Source organism: Campylobacter sp. JMF_01 NE2 (assembly GCF_027737365.1).
Lineage (GTDB): Bacteria > Campylobacterota > Campylobacteria > Campylobacterales > Campylobacteraceae > Campylobacter_B.
Genome location: NZ_JAOVTR010000006.1, coordinates 48,656 through 69,920 on the forward strand (window position 1 = coordinate 48,656; position 21,265 = coordinate 69,920).

Here is a 21,265-nt window from a genome sequence, read left to right on the forward strand (position 1 = left end):
TTTGTTTGACTCACAATTAGAAATCCAAAGAATAGATAAATCAAACGAATTGCGAAATTTAGGGGTAAATCCATACCCTCATTTTTTAAAACGAGATATGAAAATCGTAGAATTTCGCGAGAAATTCGCTAGTATTGCAAATACAGAAGAAAAAAAATCAGATGAGATTGTAATTTTAGCAGGGCGTTTGAAACTAAAAAGAGTTGCGGGAAAATCGACATTTGCAAATATTGAAGACGAAAGCGGAAATATTCAAATTTATTATTCGCGCGACAGTATCGGCGAGGAAGATTACGCTAAATTTAAGAAAAATCTCGAAGTAGGCGATATCATCACCGTTACAGGATACGCCTTTATCACGCAAACTGGTGAGTTTTCGATACATGCTTCAAATATCAAACTAGCTTCAAAAGCGATTTCTCCACTACCTGAGAAATTCCACGGCCTGGTAGATATCGAAATGCGATACCGCCAACGCTACCTCGATATGATAATGAACCCAGAGGTTAGAAGCGATTTTATCAAACGCTCTGTCATAATCCGTGAAATTCGCAACTTTTTCGAGGCGCATGGATTTTTGGAGGTCGAAACCCCAATGATGCACCCAATCGCAGGTGGCGCAAACGCCAAGCCTTTTATCACGCACCACAACGCTCTTGATGTGGATAGATACCTGCGAATCGCACCTGAACTTTATCTAAAACGCCTAATCGTAGGCGGTATGGAAGCTGTTTTTGAAATCAATAGAAATTTCCGCAACGAGGGCATGGATTTAACGCACAATCCCGAATTTACCAGCATTGAGTTTTACTGGGCGTGGCATGATTATAATGATGTTATGGATCTGACACAAAATTTAATCTGGGCTGTGATGGATAAGCTAGGGCTTGATAAAAAGCTTCAATACGACGAGCTTGAAATCGACTTTACTAAGCCTTTTGCGCGCATAAAATACCTTGACGCGCTGGTTGAAATAGGCGGATTGGATCCTGAGATTATAAATGATAAAGACAAAATTTTAGCAAAGCTTAAAGCCGATAAATTCGAAGTCAATGAAAAGCTAGATTTGGGTCACTTGCAAAGCGAACTTTTCGATAATTATGTCGAAGCTAAGCTCATAGATCCGACCTTTATCGTGGATTTTCCTATCGAGATTAGCCCGCTTGCTAGAAGGAGCGACGAAAATCCAAAAATCGCCGAGAGATTTGAGCTATATATCGCTGGCAAGGAGATTGCAAACGCATTTAATGAGCTAAACGATCCGCTTGATCAATTTGAGAGATTTAAGGCGCAAATCGACGCGAAAAATGCAGGCGATGACGAAGCGCACGAAATGGACGCTGATTATGTCAAAGCACTAAGCTATGCTATGCCACCTACCGCTGGTTGGGGGCTTGGGATTGATAGATTGGTGATGATTTTGTTAAATAAAAAATCGATTCGAGATGTTATTTTGTTTCCAGCTATGAAACCGTTAAATTCAGATAAGGAGTAAAAATGTTGGCAGATTTTGATAAAGAAATTTTTGATTTGATGAGCAAAGAGCTAGCTCGTCAGTGCGACCATTTAGAGATGATTGCAAGTGAAAACTTCACTTACCCAGAAGTTATGCAGGTAATGGGCTCGGTGCTATCAAACAAATACGCAGAGGGCTATCCTGGCAAAAGATATTATGGCGGCTGCGAATTTGTCGATGAAATCGAAACAATCGCTATTGAGCGATGTAAAAAACTTTTTGGTTGCGAATTTGCAAATGTTCAGCCAAATTCAGGCTCACAAGCTAACCAAGGCGTTTATGGTGCATTTTTGAAACCGGGTGATAAAATTTTGGGTATGTCGCTAAGCCACGGCGGACACCTAACGCACGGCGCCAAAGTTTCAAGTAGCGGAAAATATTACGAAAGCTTTGAATACGGCGTAGAGCTTGATGGTCGCATAAATTACGACCGCGTAGCCGACATAGCAAACATCGTAAAACCAAAAATGATAGTTTGCGGTGCAAGTGCCTATACAAGAGAGATAGATTTCGCTAAATTTAGAGAAATCGCCGATAGCGTGGGTGCGTATCTTTTTGCCGATGTTGCGCATATCGCAGGACTAGTTGTAGCAGGCGAACACGCTCATCCGTTCCCGCACTGCCATGTCGTTAGCTCTACCACTCACAAGACACTTCGCGGACCACGCGGCGGTATCATTATGACAAATGATGAAGAATTTGCTAAAAAGATCAATAGCTCGATTTTCCCGGGCATTCAAGGTGGTCCTTTAATGCATGTCATCGCAGGAAAGGCTGTCGGCTTCAAACACAATCTAAGCCCTGAGTGGAAAGTTTATGCAAAACAGGTCAAAGCAAATGCGAAAATTTTAGGCGAAACTTTGGTAAAAAGAGGCTTTGATCTAGTAAGTGGCGGCACAGATAATCACCTAATCTTAGTAAGCTTTTTAAATAGAGAATTTAGTGGAAAAGACGCTGATATAGCCCTAGGAAACGCAGGAATTACTGTAAATAAAAATACAGTCCCGGGCGAGATTCGCAGTCCGTTTATCACAAGCGGAATTCGCGTAGGAAGCCCTGCTCTGACATCTCGCGGTATGAAAGAGGCTGAGTTTGAGTTTATCGCAAATAAAATCGCAGATGTGCTTAGCGATATAACAAACACTGAACTTCAAGCAAAAGTTAAAAAAGAGATTGTGGATTTGGCGCATAAATTTATCATTTACGATAAAGCGATGTATTGATTTTAAGGCGCTTCGTGCGCCTTATTACCCTTTTTAAAAGATTTGTTAAATTTTTTAAAAAGGGTAAATAAATTTTTAGGAGATATTATGACAGATAAATTTGATATGAGCGATATCACTATGAACGGAGCGCCAGGGGACGGCACAGCTAGCCTAAAAAAGCTTTTGACTATTGCGGCTGGAATTATAGTTTTGTTTTTGATAGTTCTTATAATAATGAAAGCTATCAACAAAAACGACATTGACACAAACGCAGCCCTAACAATGCCTAGCGAAGAAGAACTTACTAAAAAAGAAGAGGTAAAAAAAGAGCCAGAGATCAATGTGGTTAGCAGTGATACTTCTAACGCGCAGCCTCAAACCCCGGCTCCAAAGGCAGAGCCAACCCCTGCGCCAAAACCAAGCGAGCTTCAAATTTCAAAAGTTGAAATCAAAAGCGAAGTAAAAGATGAGCCAAAGCCAGTGGTGCAAAACACTGCCCCTCAAACAAAGGTAGAGATTAAAAAACCTGAGGTCAAAGAAGAGCCTAAGCCTGTCGTAGTCCAAAGAATCGAGGTTAAAAAAGAAGAACCAAAACCAGAAGAGGTAAAAACCGTAAAAGAGCAGTTGCAAGCTCCAAAGGTTGAAATCAAAAAAGAAGCTCCAAAAGTCGAAGTCAAAAAAGAGGCTCCAAAAACTGAGCCTAAAAAAGCAGAGGTGAAAAAGGTTGAGGTTAAAAAAGATGAGCCTAAAAAGGTAGAGGCGAAAAAACCTGAACCTAAAAAAGAGGAAGTCAAAAAAGCCGAAGTTAAAAAAGAGGCTCCAAAAACTGAGCCTAAAAAAGAACCTGCCAAAGTAGGCACTGCGGCAAAAACTGCAAATTCGAGCGTGGGGGCTGGAAATTATATCCAAGTTTTCGCTTCGAACTCTTATGATCCAAACAGCTCAGATGTGCGCAAAATCACAGCCAAAGGTTATAATCCAGTGGGTTTAAAAACCCAAGTAAATGGCAAAGATGTGGTTAAAATTTTGGTCGGTCCATTTAGTGGAGAAGAGCTAAACAAGGCTATTAGCGATATGCGTGCGGTTAATAGTGGCGCATACATTTACAGAGTGAAATAATGCACAAATTTGCCGTTTTTGGCAATCCGATATCCCACTCCATATCGCCTTTAATGCACAATTTGGCGATTAAAGAGCTAGGCCTTGACGCCTTTTATGGGCGGGTTTTGTTAGAAACAGCTACGGATTTGAAACAAAAATTTCTGAATTTAGGCTTAAATGGCGCGAACATCACCGTGCCTTTTAAGCTGGAAGCTTGCAGGATAAGCGATGAGCTAAGCGAGGCGGCGCGCGAGATCGGCTCAGTGAATACTCTCGTGCGAAAAAACTCCAAATTTTACGGATACAATACTGACGCGCCTGGATTTTACGAGGCGATTAGGGAATTTGGAAGTTTAAAGCGCGTGCTTGTTTTGGGTGCTGGTGGCACGACGCGGGCGATTGGCTATATTTTGGCGAAAAATGGTGTTAAATTTGACATTTTAAACCGCAGCGAAAAAGAGCCAGAAAATTTTAAATGTGAGAATTTTTATACTTATGAAAATTTCAAATTTCAAAGCTATGATTTGGTCGTAAATTCCACAAGCGCAGGGCTAAAAGATGATTTTTTACCAGCCCCAGCCGAAATTTTGGACGCTGTTTTCAAGGAAGCAAAATTCGCATTTGACGCAATTTATGGCAAGATTACGCCGTTTTTGGATTTGGCTAGCACTCAGGGCGTTCGCACAAAAGACGGACGCGAAATGCTAATCAACCAAGGCGCATTAGCGTTTAATCTTTTTTATGATAATAAATTTGACACTGCATACATCGCCAAATTTATGGCGCGCGCAGTATCGTTAAAAGGCTAAATTTACTTACTTTTTCGGATTTAAAATCGCGATAAACGGCTCTTTTGCGATTAAATTTGCCCCAAATTTCACATCATCGTTGCTAAGGGCGTTTATGCGAGCAGCATAAATTTCATCATCGTAAAACGGATAGCCAAAAAGCTCGTGCGAAGCGATGTTGCTTAGCCAAAAATCGTTGTTTTCGCTGGCTCTTTTCATAGATAAAATTTGCGCTTTTTTGAAATTTTCTAGCTGATCTGCGCTAGTGCCGTTGTGCGCGATATCAGCGACGATTTCTTTGATTCCCTCGATTACCGCTTCTTTGTCCTTTTCGTTGCACGAAAACGAGATATTTAACCCAGATTTTATCTGCGGAAACTGCGCGTATGAGGCACTCACGCTGGCTGAGTAGATTAGCCCTTTGGCCTCTCTGATTTTTTCGGTGATTTGCGTTTTTACGGCACTTTCGAAGGCTTTGAGCTTGTATGAGTTTAAAATGTCAAATTCGCTCAAATCGTAGTTTAGATAAATCATTCTAACCTCGCTTTTATCGCTATCGCCGTAGTTTTCCTCGATTTTTACGGCATTTGCGCTAAGCTTTGTTTGGGTGATTTTGCCAATGCCAGCTTTGCCTTTTAAATTTCCTGCGTATTTGGCCAAAATTTCGGTGATTTTATCCTCGTCAAAATCGCCACTTATCACAAACAAATACTCGCCCCCATTAGCGAAAATTTTATCTGCCAAGCCCCCAAAATGCGCTAAATTCGCACTTTTTACATCGCTTATTTCAAGCGGAGCTTTAAAACGCAAATCCCCGCCAAATAGCGAATTTACGATTTGTTTGTTGAAGCGAAAATCTATTGTCTCATCTCTGAGCGAAAGGTTAGAGATGGCGCTACTTTGGTATTTTTCTAGCGAATTTGCGTGGATTTTTGGCGAGCTCATTTTCACAAACAGCTCCCTCATCATCGCCTCGAAATCCTTACTAGCGCACTCCCCGCTAAACCCGCTAGAAAGCTCGTTTATGCCAAAGCGTAAAGAGTAGTTAAATCCGCTAGTAAGCCTCTTGGCCTCGTATTCGTTAAACTCGCCAATAGTGCCTGAATTCAGCAATGCGCTTAAAATTTCAGCCTCAGCCTTGCTCGCAAAATTCGAAATTCCACCTAGTTTTTTCACGCTGATTTGTATGCTATTTTTTTTGCCCAAATTTCGCTTTAAAACCGCCTTGACGCCGTTATCGAAATTTAGTGTGGTTATGTTTTTATCGCTGTCGAAATTTTGGCTAAATTTGGCTGGTGAAGGCTCGTTTTCTAAAAGTTTTTTATCGCCCAGGCCGTTTTTGCTAAAATTAAATGGGGTTGCGTTTTGATAAATTTTATCTATTTCCTCCGCGCTTAAATTTAGATCTTTCGTCGAAATTATCTCCGTAAAGTGCGCCCCGCTCGTGATTTGCTTAAAATATTTATTGACATCGCCTAGCGAAATTTCGCCCAAAATCGCAAGGCTTAAATCATGTTTATCCTGCTTGCCAAGCTTAGTGTTGCCGTTTATTACAAAATCCAAAATTTCATAAATTTGCTTGTTTTGCGTGTCGTTTTTGATGAGATTGGTTTGGACGGAGTTGATAAATTCCGCCTTTGCACTCTCAAAATCCCCAGCCGAAAATCCATGCTCCCTAGCGCCCTTAATCGCGCTAAATAGGCTAGTCAGCGTGGCATTTGCGTCGAAATCAAAAATGTTTGCGCCAAAAGAGTAAAGTCTGCGCTCGCCGAATAAATCATCGCTGTCAAATCCCGCTTTTAGGGGGATTTTCGCGCCTATATTTAGGGCATCGTAGCTAAGGCTAAGAAGTTTTGCGATGTAGGTATCAAGCCAGGCTTTTTTCATTTCGCCTATGCTATTTAAGGGGCTGTGCTCGCCGGCAAACACGATATTTACGGCATTTGTGCCAATCTGTGGCTCTACGATGTTTGCATAACCTGCGCCGAATTTTTGCAGGCTTGTATCGCGCGCGATTTTTTTAGAGCGAGGTTTTAAATCGCTAAATTTGGCTTTGATTAAATTTTCGATTTGCGTCGAATTTACATCACCCACGACGATGACGCTCATTAAATTTGGCGCATAATTTCTATCATAAAACGCCCGCAAACTCGCACTTGTCGCGCCCGCTATGGCTTCGTTTTTGCCTATTGGGAAGCGTCTTTGAAAGATCGAGTTTGGATACAAAGACTTGGCTCTTTGCTCGTAAAATCTGGTTTTATAATCCTTTTTTGCCTCTTCTAAAATCACGCCTTTTTCTTTTTCGACCTCGGCTGGATCAAATTTCACGCCCCTAGCGTAATCCCTAAATACCGTGAAAATGTCGTTTAAATTTTCATCGCTCACGCTTGCTTGGATATTGTAGGTCGTGTTTTGAAAGCTAGTTTGGGCGTTTAAATCTGCGCCAAATTTCACGCCTAGGCTTTCTAATTTTTTGACTAGTTCGTTTTTGTCGAAATTTTCGCTGCCGTTAAACGCCATGTGCTCGACAAAGTGCGCAAATCCCTGCTCATCGTCGTTTTCGTCGATACTGCCAGCATTTACATTTAGGTAAAAATATGCGCTGTTTTTGGGGACGGGGTTTTGCTGTATGAAGTATTTTAGGCCGTTTTCTAGGGTGCCTGTGGTTACATTGGCGTCGAATTTCAGTGCTAAATTTGGATCAAGTGATACGGCGAAATTTAGGCTAAATGCCGCGCAAAGTGCGAAAAATATTTTTTTCATAAATTATCCTTTTTAAAAAAGCGAGATTTTAACTGAAAATAGTAAATTTTAAATGAAAAAAGAGAGCTTTTAAAGGCTCTCTTAAAATTTCAATTTTATGGGGATACATAAAGGTGGAGCCTTAGGGGGAAGGCCCCATACGCACGCGTTTGCGTGATAAATTTGGCGCAGGGGGCTGCGCCAAATTTGGAGTTTTATAGTTTGTCTGAGTTTTTGCCTAAATACTCGGCTACGCCTTGTGGGTTAGCCTTCATACCAGCGTCGCCTTTATGCCAGCCAGCTGGGCAGACCTCGCCGTGCTCGTTAGTAAATAGCATAGTATCTACCATACGAATCATCTCGTCGATATTTCTGCCAAGTGGAAGGTCGTTGATGACAGCGTGGCGGATTGTGCCGTCGCTATCTAGCAAAAATGAGCCTCTTAGCGCAACTGCGTTGCCAAAAAGCACATCGAAGCTTCTAGCGATATCTTTTGTGATATCTGAAACTAGTGGGAATTGGACTTTGCCGATACCACCTTCATTTACTGGTGTGTTTTTCCATGCAAGATGAACGAACTCGCTATCGCAAGATACGCCGATGACCTCTACGCCTCTATCTTTAAATTCTTTATAGCGTTTGTCAAATGCGATAATCTCGCTAGGGCAAACAAATGTGAAATCTTTTGGATAAAAGAACACAACTGCACCTTTTGGGCCGATGTTTTTGTAAAGGTTGAAGTCCTCTACAATGCTGTTGTCACCAAGAACGGCTTGTGCTGTGAAATCTACTGCTTTTGTAGTTACTAACATGATATTTTCTCCTTAATAATAAAATTTATCATTTGCGAATTATACACATTTTATCTTATAAAAAATTTAAACCAAATTTACACGCAATATAAAATTCAAATCTAATCTAAATTTTTAATGACTTTTTAAAAAATGTGTGTTATTATTTAGGGTATTTTTTGATAAAGGAGAAAAAATGGCAGTAAAAATTACTGATATTTGTATAGCATGCGGTTCTTGTATCGATGAGTGCCCAGTTAGCGCGATTGTTGATGATAGCGATAACCCAACAGGGGCAGACACATACTATGTATATGCTGATAAATGCGTAGAGTGTGTAGGCCACAATGACGAACCAGCCTGTGCAAACGCCTGTCCAACTGACGGCTGTATCGTTTGGAGCGAAGTTGTCGCTGGACAACCAAGCAAAGCTGAAATCGGCGCAGAATTGCGCGGTGGCGATACTCCGGTAGTCGCATAAATACAAATTCAAAATTTTCATGGCTTAAATGCCATGAAAATTTAATTCTTAAATAAATTTTAACCTATTTTAGATATAATCACCCTTTTACAATAAAGGAGTTCGTATGCAACAAACACTATCAATAATTAAGCCAGATGCCGTAAAAAAGGGCGTTATAGGCAAAATCATAGATAGATTTGAAAGCAACGGTTTGCGTATAGCAGCAGCAAAAAAATTGCAATTAAGCGTAGATGACGCAAAAGCGTTTTACGCGGTTCATAAAGATCGCCCATTTTTTGGCGAATTAGTTGATTTTATGGTTAGTGGCCCGGTTGTGGTTATGGTTTTAGAGGGCGAGAACGCAGTAGCTAAAAACCGCGAACTAATGGGTGCAACAAATCCAAAAGAGGCAAAGCCAGGCACAATTCGCGCTGATTTCGCTGAAAGTATCGATGCAAACGCAGTCCATGGTAGCGATAGCCTAGAAAACGCAGCTATCGAGATTGCATTTTTCTTTGCTAAAAAAGAGATTTGCTAAGGTAAAATTTTGAAAATTAGCTTTGTAAAAATCACAAAAGAGCCGATTAAATTTGATACCCAAAGTGGCGGTGTTAAATTTAGTGGCGAGTTGCACAAATCAGGAGAAAGCCTGTATAAATGCAGTGCCCAAATTTGCGGAGCGATACCATATATTTGTGATCGTTGCGGAAGCGAATTTGAGTTAAGTTTAGACGAAAATGTCGATTTAACGCTAAGCGACGGGATATACAAAGGTTCTGATAGCTTAGATGTAATCGAGTTTTTCGAGGGCAGTATCGACATAGATGAAATTTTACAAAGCGAAGTAGAAGCGATAAAAAGCGACTACTTTTATTGCGACAAATGTAAAGAATTATAAATTTTATAAAGGAGAAAAAATGGCAGTTCCTAAACGAAGAGTGAGTAAAACTCGCGCAGCAAAAAGAAGAACTCATTACACTGTAACTCTACCTGTGCCAGTCAAAGACAAAGACGGTAGCTGGAAGATTCCTCACAGAGTAAATAAAAATACAGGAGAATACTAATCCCATGACGTCGATTGCTATCGACGCAATGGGCGGTGACTTCGGTTGCGAGCCTATTGTATGCGGAGTTATTGAAGCACTAAGAGAGCAAAAATTCAAAGCTTTCTTAGTAGGCGACGAGGCAAAAATCGCCCCTTTTATCCCGGCAGAATTTCAAAAATACATAGAGTATGTCCAAACTGACGAAGTTTTCGAGATGAAAGAGGGTGCGACAGATGTTTTAAAGCGCAAAAATTCCACCATTTATCAAGCAGTAGATTTGGTCAGAAATGGCACCTGTAAGGCCGTGGTTTCAGCTGGTCATAGCGGGGCTACGCACAGCCTAGCTACGCTTAGAATCGGTAGAATTCCGGGTATTTCGCGCCCAGCCATTGCTACGCTTTTTCCGACTAGTCAGGGTGGTAAAACGCTGGTTTTAGATGTCGGGGCAAATGTGGATTGCAAACCTGAAAATTTATTCGAATTTGCCGTTATGGGCGAGGCTTACGCAAAAGAGATTATGGGGATTAAAACCCCTAGAATCGGGCTTTTGTCAAACGGCGAAGAGGATAGCAAAGGTAACGAGGTCAATAAAGAAATTTTTCCAAAACTCAAAAAAATGCAAAATTTCGTCGGTAACGCCGAGGGAAATCAGATTTTTGACGGCTCGGTAGATGTCGTTATCACTGACGGATTTATCGGAAATATCGTCCTTAAAACCAGCGAGGGCATAGCCAGCGCTATGAATAAACTTATCAAAAAAGAGGCGAAAAAATCGCCGATTGCGATAGCTGGTTCGATTTTGATGAGGCGAGTATTTAAGATAATCAAAAAATCGACCGATTACGATGAAACTGGTGGCGCGCCACTTTTGGGCGTGAAAGAGTGCGTAATCATAAGCCACGGCAAAAGCACGCCAAAAGCGATAAAAAACGCAATTTTTCAAGCGCTTAAATTTTCGGATTCAAACATAAACTCAGTTATCCAAACCCAACTTAGCAACTACAACCAAGGATAAAGATGAAGGCTTCGGTGGTATCCATAGGCGCCTACGCTCCAAAGAGAATTCTAACGAACCACGATTTGGAGGGTATGGTCGATACCAGTGATGAGTGGATTACCCAAAGAACGGGCATTAAAGAACGCCATATCGCAGATACGCACGAAACTACCAGCGATATGGGCGCAAAGGCTGCTGCTTTGGCACTTCAAAGAAGTGGGCTAAGAGCAGAGCAAATAGATGCCGTGCTTTGCGCCACAATCACGCCTGATTATTTTTGTATGCCATCAACTGCGGCTTTGATTGCAGATAAGCTAGGGTGTAAATTTGGCGTTATGGCGTTTGATATAAGTGCGGCATGTAGCGGATTTGTATATTTACTAGACCTAGCAAAATCGCTTATCGAAAGCGGAGCGAAAAAACATATACTAATCGTCGGAAGCGAAAAATTAAGCGCGATTACGGATTATAGTGACAGGAGTACCTGTGTGCTTTTTGGCGACGGCGCTGGCGCAGCGGTAGTGAGCGTGGGCGATGGCGAGGGTATAATCTACACAAACAGCGCTAGCGACGGCGCAAAGGCTGATTATTTGATCACACCAGCGCCAGGGAGCGCAAATCCTATCTCGCAACAAATTTTAGACGATAAGCTTGGATTTATCAAAATGCGCGGTCAAGATGTCTATAAAATCGCGGTTCCAACGCTGATAAAATCGGTCGAAGAGGCATTAGAAAAAAACAGCCTTAAAGCTAGCGATATTGATCTGTTTGTCCCGCACCAGGCGAATTTGCGCATAATCGAGGCAGTGCGTGAAAAGATAGGCTTTACGGAAAATCAATGTGTCGTAACCGTGCAAAAATACGGCAACACAAGCTCAGCTTCAATCCCAATGGCACTAAACGAAGCTTATGAAACAGGCAGGTTAAAAGATGGCTCGTTAGTCTTGCTAGATGCCTTTGGCGGGGGATTTACTTGGGGTTCTGCGCTATTTAAATTTAACGCTTAAATTTCAAAATTTATCAAATTTAGACATTAATTGTCGAATTCTTATTGTAAAATTCACTAAAATTTTAAAGTAAAGGAAAAATCATGTCTGAGATCAAATGTCCAAACTGCGGCGAAATTTTCGCAATTGATGAGAGTGAATACCAAAAAATCGTAAGCCAAATCAGAAATAGCGAATTTGAGAAAATTTTAAACGAGAGATTGCAAAACGAAAATGCAAAATTTCAAAGCGAATTAGAGCTTGTAAAATCCCAAGAAATAGCTAGGGCAAAAGAATATATCGCAAATTTAAAAGCGCAAAAAGATAGTGAAATTTCGCAACTTAAAGAAATTTTGGCGAAATCACAGGCCGAACTAAAAGGCAAAGATGAGAATTTAACGCAAAAATTTGAGATTGAAAAAAGCAAAATTTCCCTTGAAAATGAGGCTAAAATAGCCGAGCTAAATCAGAAAATCACCGAGTTAAACGCCAAAATCAGCGCAAGTGAAAATGAGAAAAATTTGGCTGTGAGCAACGCTATTTCGAGCAAAGATAGCGAAATTTCCGAGCTTAAAATCACACTGAGTGAAAAAGAAAAAAATTTCGTCGAAAAAGAGCAAATTTTGCGTGAAAATTTTGAAAAAACAATCAGCGACAAAGACGCGATGATAGATTATTACAAGGATTTAAAGGCGAAATTATCGACAAAAATGGTTGGCGAGAGCTTGGAGACCCATTGTAGCACGGAGTTTGAGAAGCTCCGCACCACCGCATTTGCAAACGCTTATTTTGAAAAAGACAATGAGGTCAAAGAGGGCGGCAAAGGCGATTTTATATTTCGCGATTTCAAAGACGGCGTAGAGTATATTTCGATAATGTTTGAGATGAAAAACGAGGCCGACACGACCGCGTCAAAGCACAAAAACGAGGAATTTTTTGCCAAATTAGACAAAGATAGAAAGGCGAAAAACTGCGAATACGCGGTGCTTGTCTCGCTACTTGAAAGCGATAGTGAGCTTTATAACACAGGCATTGTCGATGTTTCGCACAAATATGAGAAAATGTATGTGATCCGCCCGCAGTTTTTCTTGCCGATAATCTCGCTACTACGCAACGCTGCGCTAAATTCGCTCGAAGATAAAAAGCGTCTAGTAGAGTATCAAAACCAAAATTTAGATATCGAAACCTTTAAAAGCAATATTGACGAATTTAAGGATAAATTTGGCAAAAATTACCGCCTAGCAAGCGAAAAATTTCAAAAGGCAATCGATGAAATCGACAAGACCATAAGCCACCTAGAAAAGGTAAAAAATGAGCTTTTATCTTCTGAAAATAACCTGCGCCTAGCTAATGATAAAGCCGAAAAACTAACTATCAAAAAGCTAACCAACAACGCTCCAAGCGTGCAAAAAATGTTTGATGAAGCAGAGCAGAATTCGGGCGAGTAAATTTGGCGAATTTGGCGCAAAATTTTGCAAAATTTGAGTGAAATTTAAACAAAATTTTGCGCCACAAATCTGCTAAATTTTGGCGAAATTTACTTTTCGCCAATTCCTAAATTTTCCCTTTTTACGATTATTTCTTTGATTTTTTTCAAAAGCTCGATTGAAGCCTCGATTTCAGCCTTTTTGGTGCTGACACTCTCCACATTTGCCCCCACGCTAATGCCCTTTGCAAGCGAGTATTTGTAGATGAAATCAAACAGCTCCACGCACAGGCTCACCGAGCTTTGCAAGATATCGGTGCTGGTTTTTAGGCGATTTTCCAAAAAATCCGGCACGCTAATTCTAAGCCACTTCATAAATTCGAGCGTTTTTTCGCTTCCACAAGGCGTGAAAGTAAAGATTATAGGCACTTTTTTGCACCCAAGATTAGCATAATCATCTATGAAATTTTTCACGCTTTCGGCGTCATAGACGGCTTGGCTTATGAAATACTCGCACCCGCTTATGCTTTTTGACGCGATTTTTAGGTGCTCGGAGCGTGTTTGTTTGTGGCGCTCGGCTATGCAAATTCCGCCCAAATGCAAATCGCCAGCAATCTCTTTTTTTATCTGATACGCCCGTTTTAGCGGGATTTTCATCGTATCGTATTTCGAGGAGGCCCCCACAAATACGCCAAAATTACTCGCTCTTGCATTTAAAATTTCGCCAAATTTGCTCTCATCGTATTTTCCCACAGCGCGGTAGATTATGGCTGGTTTGACCTCGCGCAGGTGTTTAGTGTAATACAGTGCGGGATCTAGCGTTTCGATGAATTCATAAGTGCGCGCCTCGCTTGTCCTTGCGCTCTCATCTTGCAAATCATAAATGACTATGCCATCGCATGGCATGGAGCTTATGCGCTCTCTCCAAAGTGCGCCAAGACGCTCGATTTTTTCGGGCTCGAAACTGATTTTTGGCGGAACGATACCATAGAGTAAAATTCCGCTAGCATTGTTTTTAATTTTTTGTTCCAACATTGATAAATTCCTTAAATTTAGGATATTGTAGCAAATTTAAATTTAAAAATTTAAATGATATAATGCGCCAAATTTTACGAAGGAAAATTTATGAAAACTTTGCAAGAAAATTTGAAGCTTTTTTATTTGGGGCTCGAAAATTCTGAGCCGTATTTGTATAAAAACAAAGATCTCACAACCCACGCGCTAATCATCGGTATGACCGGCAGTGGTAAAACCGGTCTTGGAATCACACTTTTAGAAGAGGCCGCAATCGATAATATCCCATCTATCATCATCGATCCCAAGGGCGATTTGACAAATTTGGCTCTGACTTTTCCAAATATGAGTGCAGACGATTTTTTGCCATATATGGACGCGAACGAGGCTGCAAACAAAGGTCTTAGCGTGGAAGATATGGCAGAAGAGAGCGCTAAGATGTGGAAAGATGGCATAGAGAATTCTTTTCAAAATTTAGAGCGTGTAGAGCTCCTTAAAAACAGCGCCGAGGTTAAAATTTATACTCCAAAATCAAGCGCTGGGCTAGGAGTTAGCCTGCTTAGCGACTTTGAAGCACCGAAAAATTTAAACGATGAGGATATGAATAATTATATCTGCGGTATCGCTTCTAGCGTGCTTAGCCTAGCTGGCATTACTAGCGATAATCTAAGCTCACCGGAATTTTTGCTGATTTCTCAAATTTTTAGTTCAAATTTCAGCGAGGGCAGGGGCGTGAGCGTGGTCGATCTCATCAACCAAATCATCACTCCGCCGTTTGATAAAATCGGTGTTTTTGATGTGAATAACTTCTTCCCTAGCGACAAACGCATGGCGCTAGCTATGAAAATCAACGCCCTAATCGCAAGTCCAAGCTTTAAGCTTTGGTGTGAGGGCGAGAGGCTAGATATCGCAAAAATGCTATTTGATGAGAGTGGCAAGGCTAGGGCGAATATCTTTTGTATCGCGCATTTAAACGACGATGAGAGGATGTTTTTCGTAACCTTGCTTTTAAACGAAATGGTTAATTGGATGCGCCAAACGCAAGGCACCAGCGCGCTTAGAGCGATTTTGTATATGGACGAGATTTATGGATTTTTCCCGCCAAATGGCAATCCGCCGTCAAAAACCCCTATGCTAACCCTGCTAAAACAAGCACGCGCTTTTGGGCTAGGCTGCGTTCTTAGCACGCAAAACCCTGTGGATTTGGATTACAAAGGTCTTAGCAATATTGGCACTTGGTTTATCGGTCGCCTCCAAACCGCCCAAGATAAAGAGCGAGTAATCGGCGGGCTTAGCGGAATTGGCTCAAATCCTGTGGATAAATCTGCGCTAATGGAGCAAATCTCAAACCTTAAAAAGCGAAATTTCTTAGTCAAAAATATCAACGAAGATAGCCTAAAAACGATAGAAACTCGCTTTGCACTTAGCTATTTAAAAGGCCCTTTAAGCAATGAACAAATTTCAAATTTAATGAGCGAAAAAAAGGGCGCACCAGGCGCGAACAGCACTGGAAGCAAAGTAAAAAGCGCAAGCGGTGCCAAACCAATTGTATCAAATGAAATTTCGCAAATTTACAGCTACGGCGCCTCTCGCGAGCTAAGCCCGTATCTATACGCCACAGCCAAGGTGCGCTATGCTGACAAAGAGGGCGAATACACGAGGGATTACGCGTATTTGCTTGATATCGCTGATGCTAGCGAGATCAACTGGGACGAGGCGAGCGATAGAGCTATCGATAATATACGAAGCGATGAGTTAGAGGATTCGTCGTATTGCGCTCTGCCAAGCTTTATTGCTAGTGCGAAAAATTTCGTCACTTTTATTCGCAATTTCAAAGACTGGGTTTATCGTAACCAAAGGTTAGAATTATACAGCGCACTTGATATGCACAGCGCGCCAGATGAGAGCAAAGAGGAATTTTATCAAAGATTGCAAGATAAGGCAAATGAAATTTTAGAGCAAAAAACAGATGAAATTCTAGCTAAATTTGAAAAAGAAAAATCTACGCTTCAAACCCGCATAAATCGCGCCGAAGAGAAGCTAGAAAAAGAAAAAAGCGATGTTACTAGCCAAGGAATTAGTGCAGCTCTTAGCATAGGTGGTGCGATACTAGGCTCGCTTTTTGGTAGATCGCGTGCGAGTGCAACTACGATTAGCAAAACCGTAAGTGGCGTGCGAAACGCTCACCGTGTGCTAACCCAGCGCAATGAAGCCAAAAACGCAGAAGCTAGCGTAGATGAGCTATACTCACAAATGCAGGCCCTGCAAGAGAGATTTGATGAGCAAATCGCGCAGTTAAAAGAGAGCTTAGATCTCAAAAATATCGAGCTTGGCGTAGTCTCGCTAGCTCCGAAAAAAACAGATATTTATGATGAGAAAATTTCGATTTTGTGGAAGAGTTAGGGTAAAAAATGATTAAAGGTATAATTTTAGGACTTTTAGCTGCTTCAAATTTTTGGTGTTATTTGGTAGCATATTTTTTAGGAGCTGTGCCGTTTGGCTTGCTTATCGGCAAATATTTTGGCAAGGTTGATATCAAATCTGCTGGAAGTGGCTCGATAGGGGCTACAAATGTCTTGCGAGTGCTTAAAGAAACAGACCCCAAAAAGGCTAAAATTTTAGCGATTTTGACCGTGGTTTGTGACGCTTTAAAGGGCGTGGTGCCGATTTTGGTGGCGAGGGCTATGGGTTTTGATGAAAATGTGCTTTGGGGCATGGCTGTGTTTGCGGTGGTGGGGCATTGTTTTTCGCCATACCTTGGATTTAGCGGTGGCAAGGGCGTAGCCACGGGCGCTGGCGTGCTAGCATGCTTCGTGCCAATAGAGCTAATCATCGCGCTTGTTGTTTGGTTTATTGTGGGTAAAGTGCTTAAAATTTCGTCCGTAGCCTCGCTATCAGCGGCGCTCGCGCTAATTGTGGCTAGCTACATACTCCACGCAGATATGCCAGCAATCCACACTCATGCGCCGATTTTTATCATAGTTTTTATTGTCTTTTACAAACATATTCCAAATATCGCAAGACTGCTTCGTGGCGAGGAAAAACGGGTAATATGATTCGGGTTTTGATTGAGGATTTGAAATTCGACGCGATTGTTGGAATTTTGGATTTCGAAAGAGAAAAAAAACAAGAAATTTTAGTAAGCGCAAAATTTGGCGCAGATGAATTTATAGACTACGCCAAAGCTTGCGAATTTATAAAATTCAGCTTTGAGAGGGAGAAATTTTTGCTTGTCGAAGACGCGCTAAATTTCTTCGCCAAGAGCTTTAAAACCCAGTATAAAAGCCTGAATTACTTCTATATGAAAATTTACAAAACCCAAATTTTAGCTGACGCAAAAGTCGGCGCGCAAATAGAAATAAATTTTTAAAATTTCTTTAAAAAAACTTGAATTTTGGCTTAAAATATGCTACAATCACGCCAAATTTTATTACGAAGGAAAATCAATGAGAATTTTAATTGTCGAAGATGAAGTTACTCTAAACAAAACTATCGCCGAGGGTTTGGCGGAGTTTGGTTACCAAACAGACAGCTCAGAAAGCTTTAAAGACGCTGAATATTACATAGGCATACGAAATTACGATTTAGTTTTAACCGACTGGATGTTACCAGACGGCAGCGGCGTCGATTTAATCAACATTATAAAACAAAAATTCGCTCGCACAGCAGTTGTCGTGCTATCTGCAAAAGACGATAAAGAAAGCGAGATAAAAGCCCTAAAAGCTGGCGCAGATGATTATATCAAAAAACCATTTGATTTCGATGTTTTGGTGGCTAGACTTGAAGCTAGACTTAGATTTGGTGGCTCAAACATTATCAAAATCGACGATCTTATCATCGACCCAGATGAAGAGAAAATCACATATCTTGGCCAAGAAATCGAGCTAAAAGGCAAACCTTTCGAGGTGCTAACTCACCTAGCTCGCCACTCAGACCAAATCGTAAGCAAAGAGCAACTACTTGACGCTATTTGGGAAGAGCCAGAGCTAGTAACCCCAAATGTAATCGAGGTCGCAATCAACCAAATCCGCCAAAAAATGGATAAACCACTAAATATTTCTACAATCGAGACAGTTCGTCGTCGCGGATATAGATTTTGCTTTCCACAAAAAGCCTAAGAACCCGTTTCATAATCCAATTAGCATCTGCTTCGGCGATGCTAATTTTGATTTTTTCCGTAATGCTTTATAACTACATAAGGATTACGATTTTCGAAAATTCAGTTCATGGACTTTTAGTAAGGGCTGAAAATATCACAAAACTGCCAAAAATTCCAGTCGAAAAAATCCCAGAGTATCTGCCAGATCCCAAAGGCGAGTTTATCACGAGTTTCGTTTATGGCGAGAAAATCACCAAGCCTAAATTTTACGAGAGCCAAGAGGGTGAAAGCAATTTTTTGACCCTTCAATACCCATATAGCAACGAGGAAATTTTGCAGATCAAAACCGATGTAACGGTCTATGCAAATATCGCAAATCAGATACTTGTGGATATTATTATCCTAAATTTGACAATGATATTTTTGATAATTTTTTACGCTATGTTTCTATCGCGCACGCTTTTGATGCCAATCAAGGTAATCTCGCAAAAGCTAGCCAGTCTTGATGAGAAATTCCTAGCCCCACTTGATATGGAGAGGTGCGAGAGCGAATTTCGCCCGATTTTGACAAACATAAACCGCCTAATCGATCGAATTCAAACCTTTATAATGTATCAAAAAGAGCTATTTATCGGTATCGCGCACGAGCTAAAAACCCCGCTAGCGGTGATGAAAACCAAAAACGAAGTAACGCTCATAAAGCCAAGAGAGGCGGAAAAATATATCGAGGCGCTCCAAAACAACAACAAATCAATCGACGATATGAACAAAATGATAATCTCGATTTTAGAGATCGGTCGCCAAGAGGGCGCGCAGTTTGAGAGCCCAGAGCAGCTTGATATCGTGCAGTATCTAGGCGAGCTGTGCGTGAATTTTAAAATTTTGGCTAGAAATGAAAAAAAAGATGTCGTAAGCAAAATTTCGCCAAAATCCCTAGAAGTGAGTATCCAAAAAAACCTTTTTATGCACATTATCCAAAATTTTGTCCAAAACGCGATTAAATTTTCCCCAGAGGGCGAAGTAATCGAGGTTTTCAGTGAAATTTCGGGCGATTATTTTATCGTGCGTGTGGAAAATTTGGGCGAGAGTATCGACGAGAGTCAGGATTTTTTCGCGCCGTTTAAACGCAAGGGCGGCAAGCCTGGCGCTGGGCTTGGGCTGTTTTTGGCTAAAAACGCCGCGCAGGCTATGGGTGCATCTGTGAGCCTTAAAAATTCGCCCGCCAAAGATAAGATTGTAGCGACCCTTACAATTCCGCTAAAAAATCTCAAAAAATAGCGCAAATTTGGTATTTTTTAAAATAAAATTAAAAGTTTTTAGTGTATAAATGCACTAATTTTTTTTGTAAAGGTTAAATTTATGTCTTTGATGATTACAGACGAGTGTATCAGTTGCGATGCGTGTCGCGAAGAGTGCCCAAATGAGGCGATTTTCGAGGACGAGCCGACATATATGATTGATTCAGATAGGTGCTGCGAGTGCGTGGATCAATACTCAGAACCAGCCTGCATCGTAGTCTGCCCTGTCGAGTGTATCACCTACGATCCTGATAATATCGAAACCGAGGGTGAGCTCAAATACAAACACGCTCACATGGATTATTAATGCCAAAACGCGTTGGAGTGATTGATTTAGGCTCAAATTCTGCCAGATTGGTGATTTTTGAGCGAACGAGCAGATTTGGGTTTTTTATCCTTGCAGAGCACAAAATCAAAGTCCGCCTAGGCGAGGGCGCGTATGAAAACGGCGGAGTTTTGCAACCAGCAGCTATGCAAAAATGCCTTAACGCGTTTGTGGAATTCAAAGAATTACTCCAAAAATACGGCGCCAAAAGGGTGCTTTGCGTAGGCACTTCTGCACTGCGCGACGCTCCAAATGGGGGCGAGTTTATCAAGCTAGTTTTTAAAAAAACCAAAATCGCAATCCGCAAAATAGATGGCGAGAGTGAGGCGTATTTTGGAGGATACGCCGCACACAACCTCCTTAGCGATTTTAAAGATGGCGTGAGCGTGGATATCGGCGGAGGCTCGACCGAGCTAGCTCGCATAAAAAATGGCAAAATCGAGGCTAAAATTTCGCTAAATTTAGGCACCGTTCGCCTAAAAGAGCTATTTTTCGACAAAGGCGATATGGCCGGGCTATATGGCTATGTAAATGAGGCAATCAGCGCGGTTGGCGATGAATTTGCTAGCTCAAATTTAATCGCTATGGGCGGTTCGGCAAGAGCGCTAAGCAATGCCATAATGGCGATTGAGAATTATCCGATTAAAATCGTGCATAATTACTGCTACGATTACGAAAAATATGCGCCGTTTTTTAGCAAACTAATCGGCGCAAAAACCCTAGAACTAGCCAAATTTCCGATAAAAAAAGAGCGTTATGATACGATTAGAGAGGGTGCGATAATTTTTAGCGAGATTGCTAAAAAAATCGGCGCAAAAAGCGTGATTACAAGCGGTGTGGGCGTGCGAGAGGGTGTGTTTTTGGGCTCGATTTTGCACGGGGCAAATTTGCCAAAGAATTTCAACCCTAGCCTAAAAAGTCTGCAAGATAGATTTGCTAGCGAAAGCTCGCACGCAGACAAGTTCGCCAAAGCCCTTTTTAGCGTGCTTTTCTCGCTTCACAAGCTAGAAGACAGATACATTAGCTCTCTTTGCTACGCCGCTAAACTTTGCGAGATTGGCGCAAGGCTTGGCTTTTATGCCAAACACGAAAGCGCAGCTTCCATGGTGCTAAATGGGCTAAACTACCGCACGAGCCACGAGCAAAAAGCCCTAATCGCGGCGATTATCGCAATGCACGGCAAGCCAAATTTAAGCCCAAATTTTGCAAATTTAAGCGAAATTTTACCAAATGAGCGAACATTAGCGTGGCTTAGCTTTTTGTGCGAATTCGCTAGGATTTTAAACGAAAACGCCCTTAAAAATTTGGAGTTTAAATTCGAAAATTTAACCCTGCAAATCGCGGGCGCAAAAAATAAATTAATGCTCAAAGACAGCCTGCGCAAACTCCCAAAACCAGCTGTTTTTGCGATAAATTTCATATAAATTTGAATTTGGCAAATTTGCAAAATTTAGCCAAATTTCACTAC

Annotated in this window: 21 protein-coding genes; 18 read left to right on the forward strand and 3 right to left on the reverse strand. The window is 41.3% G+C overall.

Annotated features, from left to right (window positions below):
- The first annotated feature begins 1 nt into the window (after position 1).
- The 4 genes from lysS to OFO01_RS08500 all read left to right on the forward strand — a co-directional run bounded on the left by lysS (position 2) and on the right by OFO01_RS08500 (position 4,631).
- Complete coding sequence (gene lysS, locus OFO01_RS08485; protein WP_270859739.1) at positions 2-1,495, forward strand: lysine--tRNA ligase; 1,494 nt, start codon at positions 2-4, stop codon at positions 1,493-1,495.
- A 2-nt stretch (positions 1,496-1,497) separates the two neighbouring features.
- Complete coding sequence (locus OFO01_RS08490; protein ID WP_270859738.1) at positions 1,498-2,739, forward strand: serine hydroxymethyltransferase; 1,242 nt, start codon at positions 1,498-1,500, stop codon at positions 2,737-2,739.
- An 87-nt stretch (positions 2,740-2,826) separates the two neighbouring features.
- Positions 2,827-3,840 (forward strand): SPOR domain-containing protein, encoded by a 1,014-nt coding sequence (locus OFO01_RS08495; RefSeq protein ID WP_270859737.1) that lies wholly within the window; start codon positions 2,827-2,829, stop codon positions 3,838-3,840.
- Positions 3,840-4,631 carry a shikimate dehydrogenase gene (locus tag OFO01_RS08500; protein WP_270859736.1) on the forward strand — a complete coding sequence of 264 codons (792 nt, stop codon included), beginning with the start codon at positions 3,840-3,842 and terminating at the stop codon, positions 4,629-4,631. The genes OFO01_RS08495 and OFO01_RS08500 overlap by 1 nt, the downstream gene beginning before the upstream one ends.
- A 6-nt stretch (positions 4,632-4,637) precedes the next feature.
- On the opposite strand, the gene OFO01_RS08505 is transcribed toward OFO01_RS08500, so the two are convergent.
- Together OFO01_RS08505 and OFO01_RS08510 are read right to left on the reverse strand one after the other, a co-directional pair.
- Positions 4,638-7,373, reverse strand: coding sequence for a M16 family metallopeptidase (locus tag OFO01_RS08505; protein WP_270859735.1), 2,736 nt, complete (start codon positions 7,371-7,373; stop codon positions 4,638-4,640).
- 194 nt (positions 7,374-7,567) lie between these two features.
- Entirely contained in the window at positions 7,568-8,164 is a 597-nt protein-coding gene (locus OFO01_RS08510) for a peroxiredoxin (RefSeq protein ID WP_270859734.1), read from the reverse strand.
- Positions 8,165-8,339: 175 nt separating this feature from the next.
- Here OFO01_RS08510 and OFO01_RS08515 point away from each other — a divergent pair, with 175 nt between their 5' ends.
- The 7 genes from OFO01_RS08515 (at position 8,340) to OFO01_RS08545 (ending at position 13,083) form a co-directional block, all read left to right on the forward strand.
- A complete protein-coding gene (locus OFO01_RS08515) occupies positions 8,340-8,624 on the forward strand; it encodes a DUF362 domain-containing protein (RefSeq protein WP_270859733.1) in 285 nt (94 codons plus the stop codon).
- 106 nt (positions 8,625-8,730) lie between these two features.
- Positions 8,731-9,144, forward strand: coding sequence for a nucleoside-diphosphate kinase (gene ndk / locus OFO01_RS08520; RefSeq protein WP_270859732.1), 414 nt, complete (start codon positions 8,731-8,733; stop codon positions 9,142-9,144).
- Between the two features lie 9 nt (positions 9,145-9,153).
- Positions 9,154-9,504, forward strand: a complete 351-nt coding sequence (locus OFO01_RS08525; RefSeq protein ID WP_270859731.1) for a YceD family protein — start codon at positions 9,154-9,156, stop codon at positions 9,502-9,504.
- A gap of 19 nt (positions 9,505-9,523) precedes the next feature.
- Positions 9,524-9,670, forward strand: coding sequence for a 50S ribosomal protein L32 (gene rpmF, locus OFO01_RS08530; protein ID WP_270859730.1), 147 nt, complete (start codon positions 9,524-9,526; stop codon positions 9,668-9,670).
- 4 nt (positions 9,671-9,674) lie between these two features.
- Complete coding sequence (gene plsX, locus OFO01_RS08535) at positions 9,675-10,667, forward strand: phosphate acyltransferase PlsX (RefSeq protein WP_270859729.1); 993 nt, start codon at positions 9,675-9,677, stop codon at positions 10,665-10,667.
- Between the two features lie 2 nt (positions 10,668-10,669).
- Complete coding sequence (locus OFO01_RS08540) at positions 10,670-11,656, forward strand: beta-ketoacyl-ACP synthase III (RefSeq protein WP_270859728.1); 987 nt, start codon at positions 10,670-10,672, stop codon at positions 11,654-11,656.
- A gap of 83 nt (positions 11,657-11,739) precedes the next feature.
- Positions 11,740-13,083 carry a DUF2130 domain-containing protein gene (locus OFO01_RS08545; protein ID WP_270859727.1) on the forward strand — a complete coding sequence of 448 codons (1,344 nt, stop codon included), beginning with the start codon at positions 11,740-11,742 and terminating at the stop codon, positions 13,081-13,083.
- Positions 13,084-13,172: 89 nt separating this feature from the next.
- Here the strand turns inward: OFO01_RS08545 and OFO01_RS08550 are convergent, their stop codons facing one another.
- Positions 13,173-14,096 carry a methylenetetrahydrofolate reductase gene (locus OFO01_RS08550; RefSeq protein ID WP_270859726.1) on the reverse strand — a complete coding sequence of 308 codons (924 nt, stop codon included), beginning with the start codon at positions 14,094-14,096 and terminating at the stop codon, positions 13,173-13,175.
- Between the two features lie 90 nt (positions 14,097-14,186).
- Between OFO01_RS08550 and OFO01_RS08555 the strand changes: the two genes are divergently transcribed.
- The 7 genes from OFO01_RS08555 (at position 14,187) to OFO01_RS08585 (ending at position 21,221) form a co-directional block, all read left to right on the forward strand.
- Positions 14,187-16,478 carry a helicase HerA domain-containing protein gene (locus tag OFO01_RS08555; protein ID WP_270859725.1) on the forward strand — a complete coding sequence of 764 codons (2,292 nt, stop codon included), beginning with the start codon at positions 14,187-14,189 and terminating at the stop codon, positions 16,476-16,478.
- 8 nt (positions 16,479-16,486) lie between these two features.
- Positions 16,487-17,131 (forward strand): glycerol-3-phosphate 1-O-acyltransferase PlsY, encoded by a 645-nt coding sequence (gene plsY, locus OFO01_RS08560; RefSeq protein ID WP_270859724.1) that lies wholly within the window; start codon positions 16,487-16,489, stop codon positions 17,129-17,131.
- Positions 17,128-17,445 carry a dihydroneopterin aldolase gene (locus tag OFO01_RS08565; protein WP_270859723.1) on the forward strand — a complete coding sequence of 106 codons (318 nt, stop codon included), beginning with the start codon at positions 17,128-17,130 and terminating at the stop codon, positions 17,443-17,445. The genes plsY and OFO01_RS08565 overlap by 4 nt, the downstream gene beginning before the upstream one ends.
- 76 nt (positions 17,446-17,521) lie before the next feature.
- On the forward strand, positions 17,522-18,193 hold the full coding sequence (hsrA, locus tag OFO01_RS08570; RefSeq protein ID WP_270859722.1) for a homeostatic response regulator transcription factor HsrA: 672 nt from the start codon (positions 17,522-17,524) through the stop codon (positions 18,191-18,193).
- Positions 18,194-18,231: 38 nt separating this feature from the next.
- Positions 18,232-19,452: a sensor histidine kinase gene (locus OFO01_RS08575; RefSeq protein WP_270859721.1), complete on the forward strand. Its 1,221-nt coding sequence runs from the start codon at positions 18,232-18,234 to the stop codon at positions 19,450-19,452.
- Positions 19,453-19,533: 81 nt separating this feature from the next.
- The gene (locus OFO01_RS08580; RefSeq protein ID WP_270859720.1) at positions 19,534-19,779 is read left to right on the forward strand and encodes a YfhL family 4Fe-4S dicluster ferredoxin; all 246 of its coding nucleotides are present in this window, start codon (positions 19,534-19,536) and stop codon (positions 19,777-19,779) included.
- Positions 19,779-21,221, forward strand: a complete 1,443-nt coding sequence (locus tag OFO01_RS08585; RefSeq protein WP_270859719.1) for a Ppx/GppA phosphatase family protein — start codon at positions 19,779-19,781, stop codon at positions 21,219-21,221. Before OFO01_RS08580 ends, OFO01_RS08585 begins: the two co-directional genes overlap by 1 nt.
- Positions 21,222-21,265 lie beyond the last annotated feature (44 nt).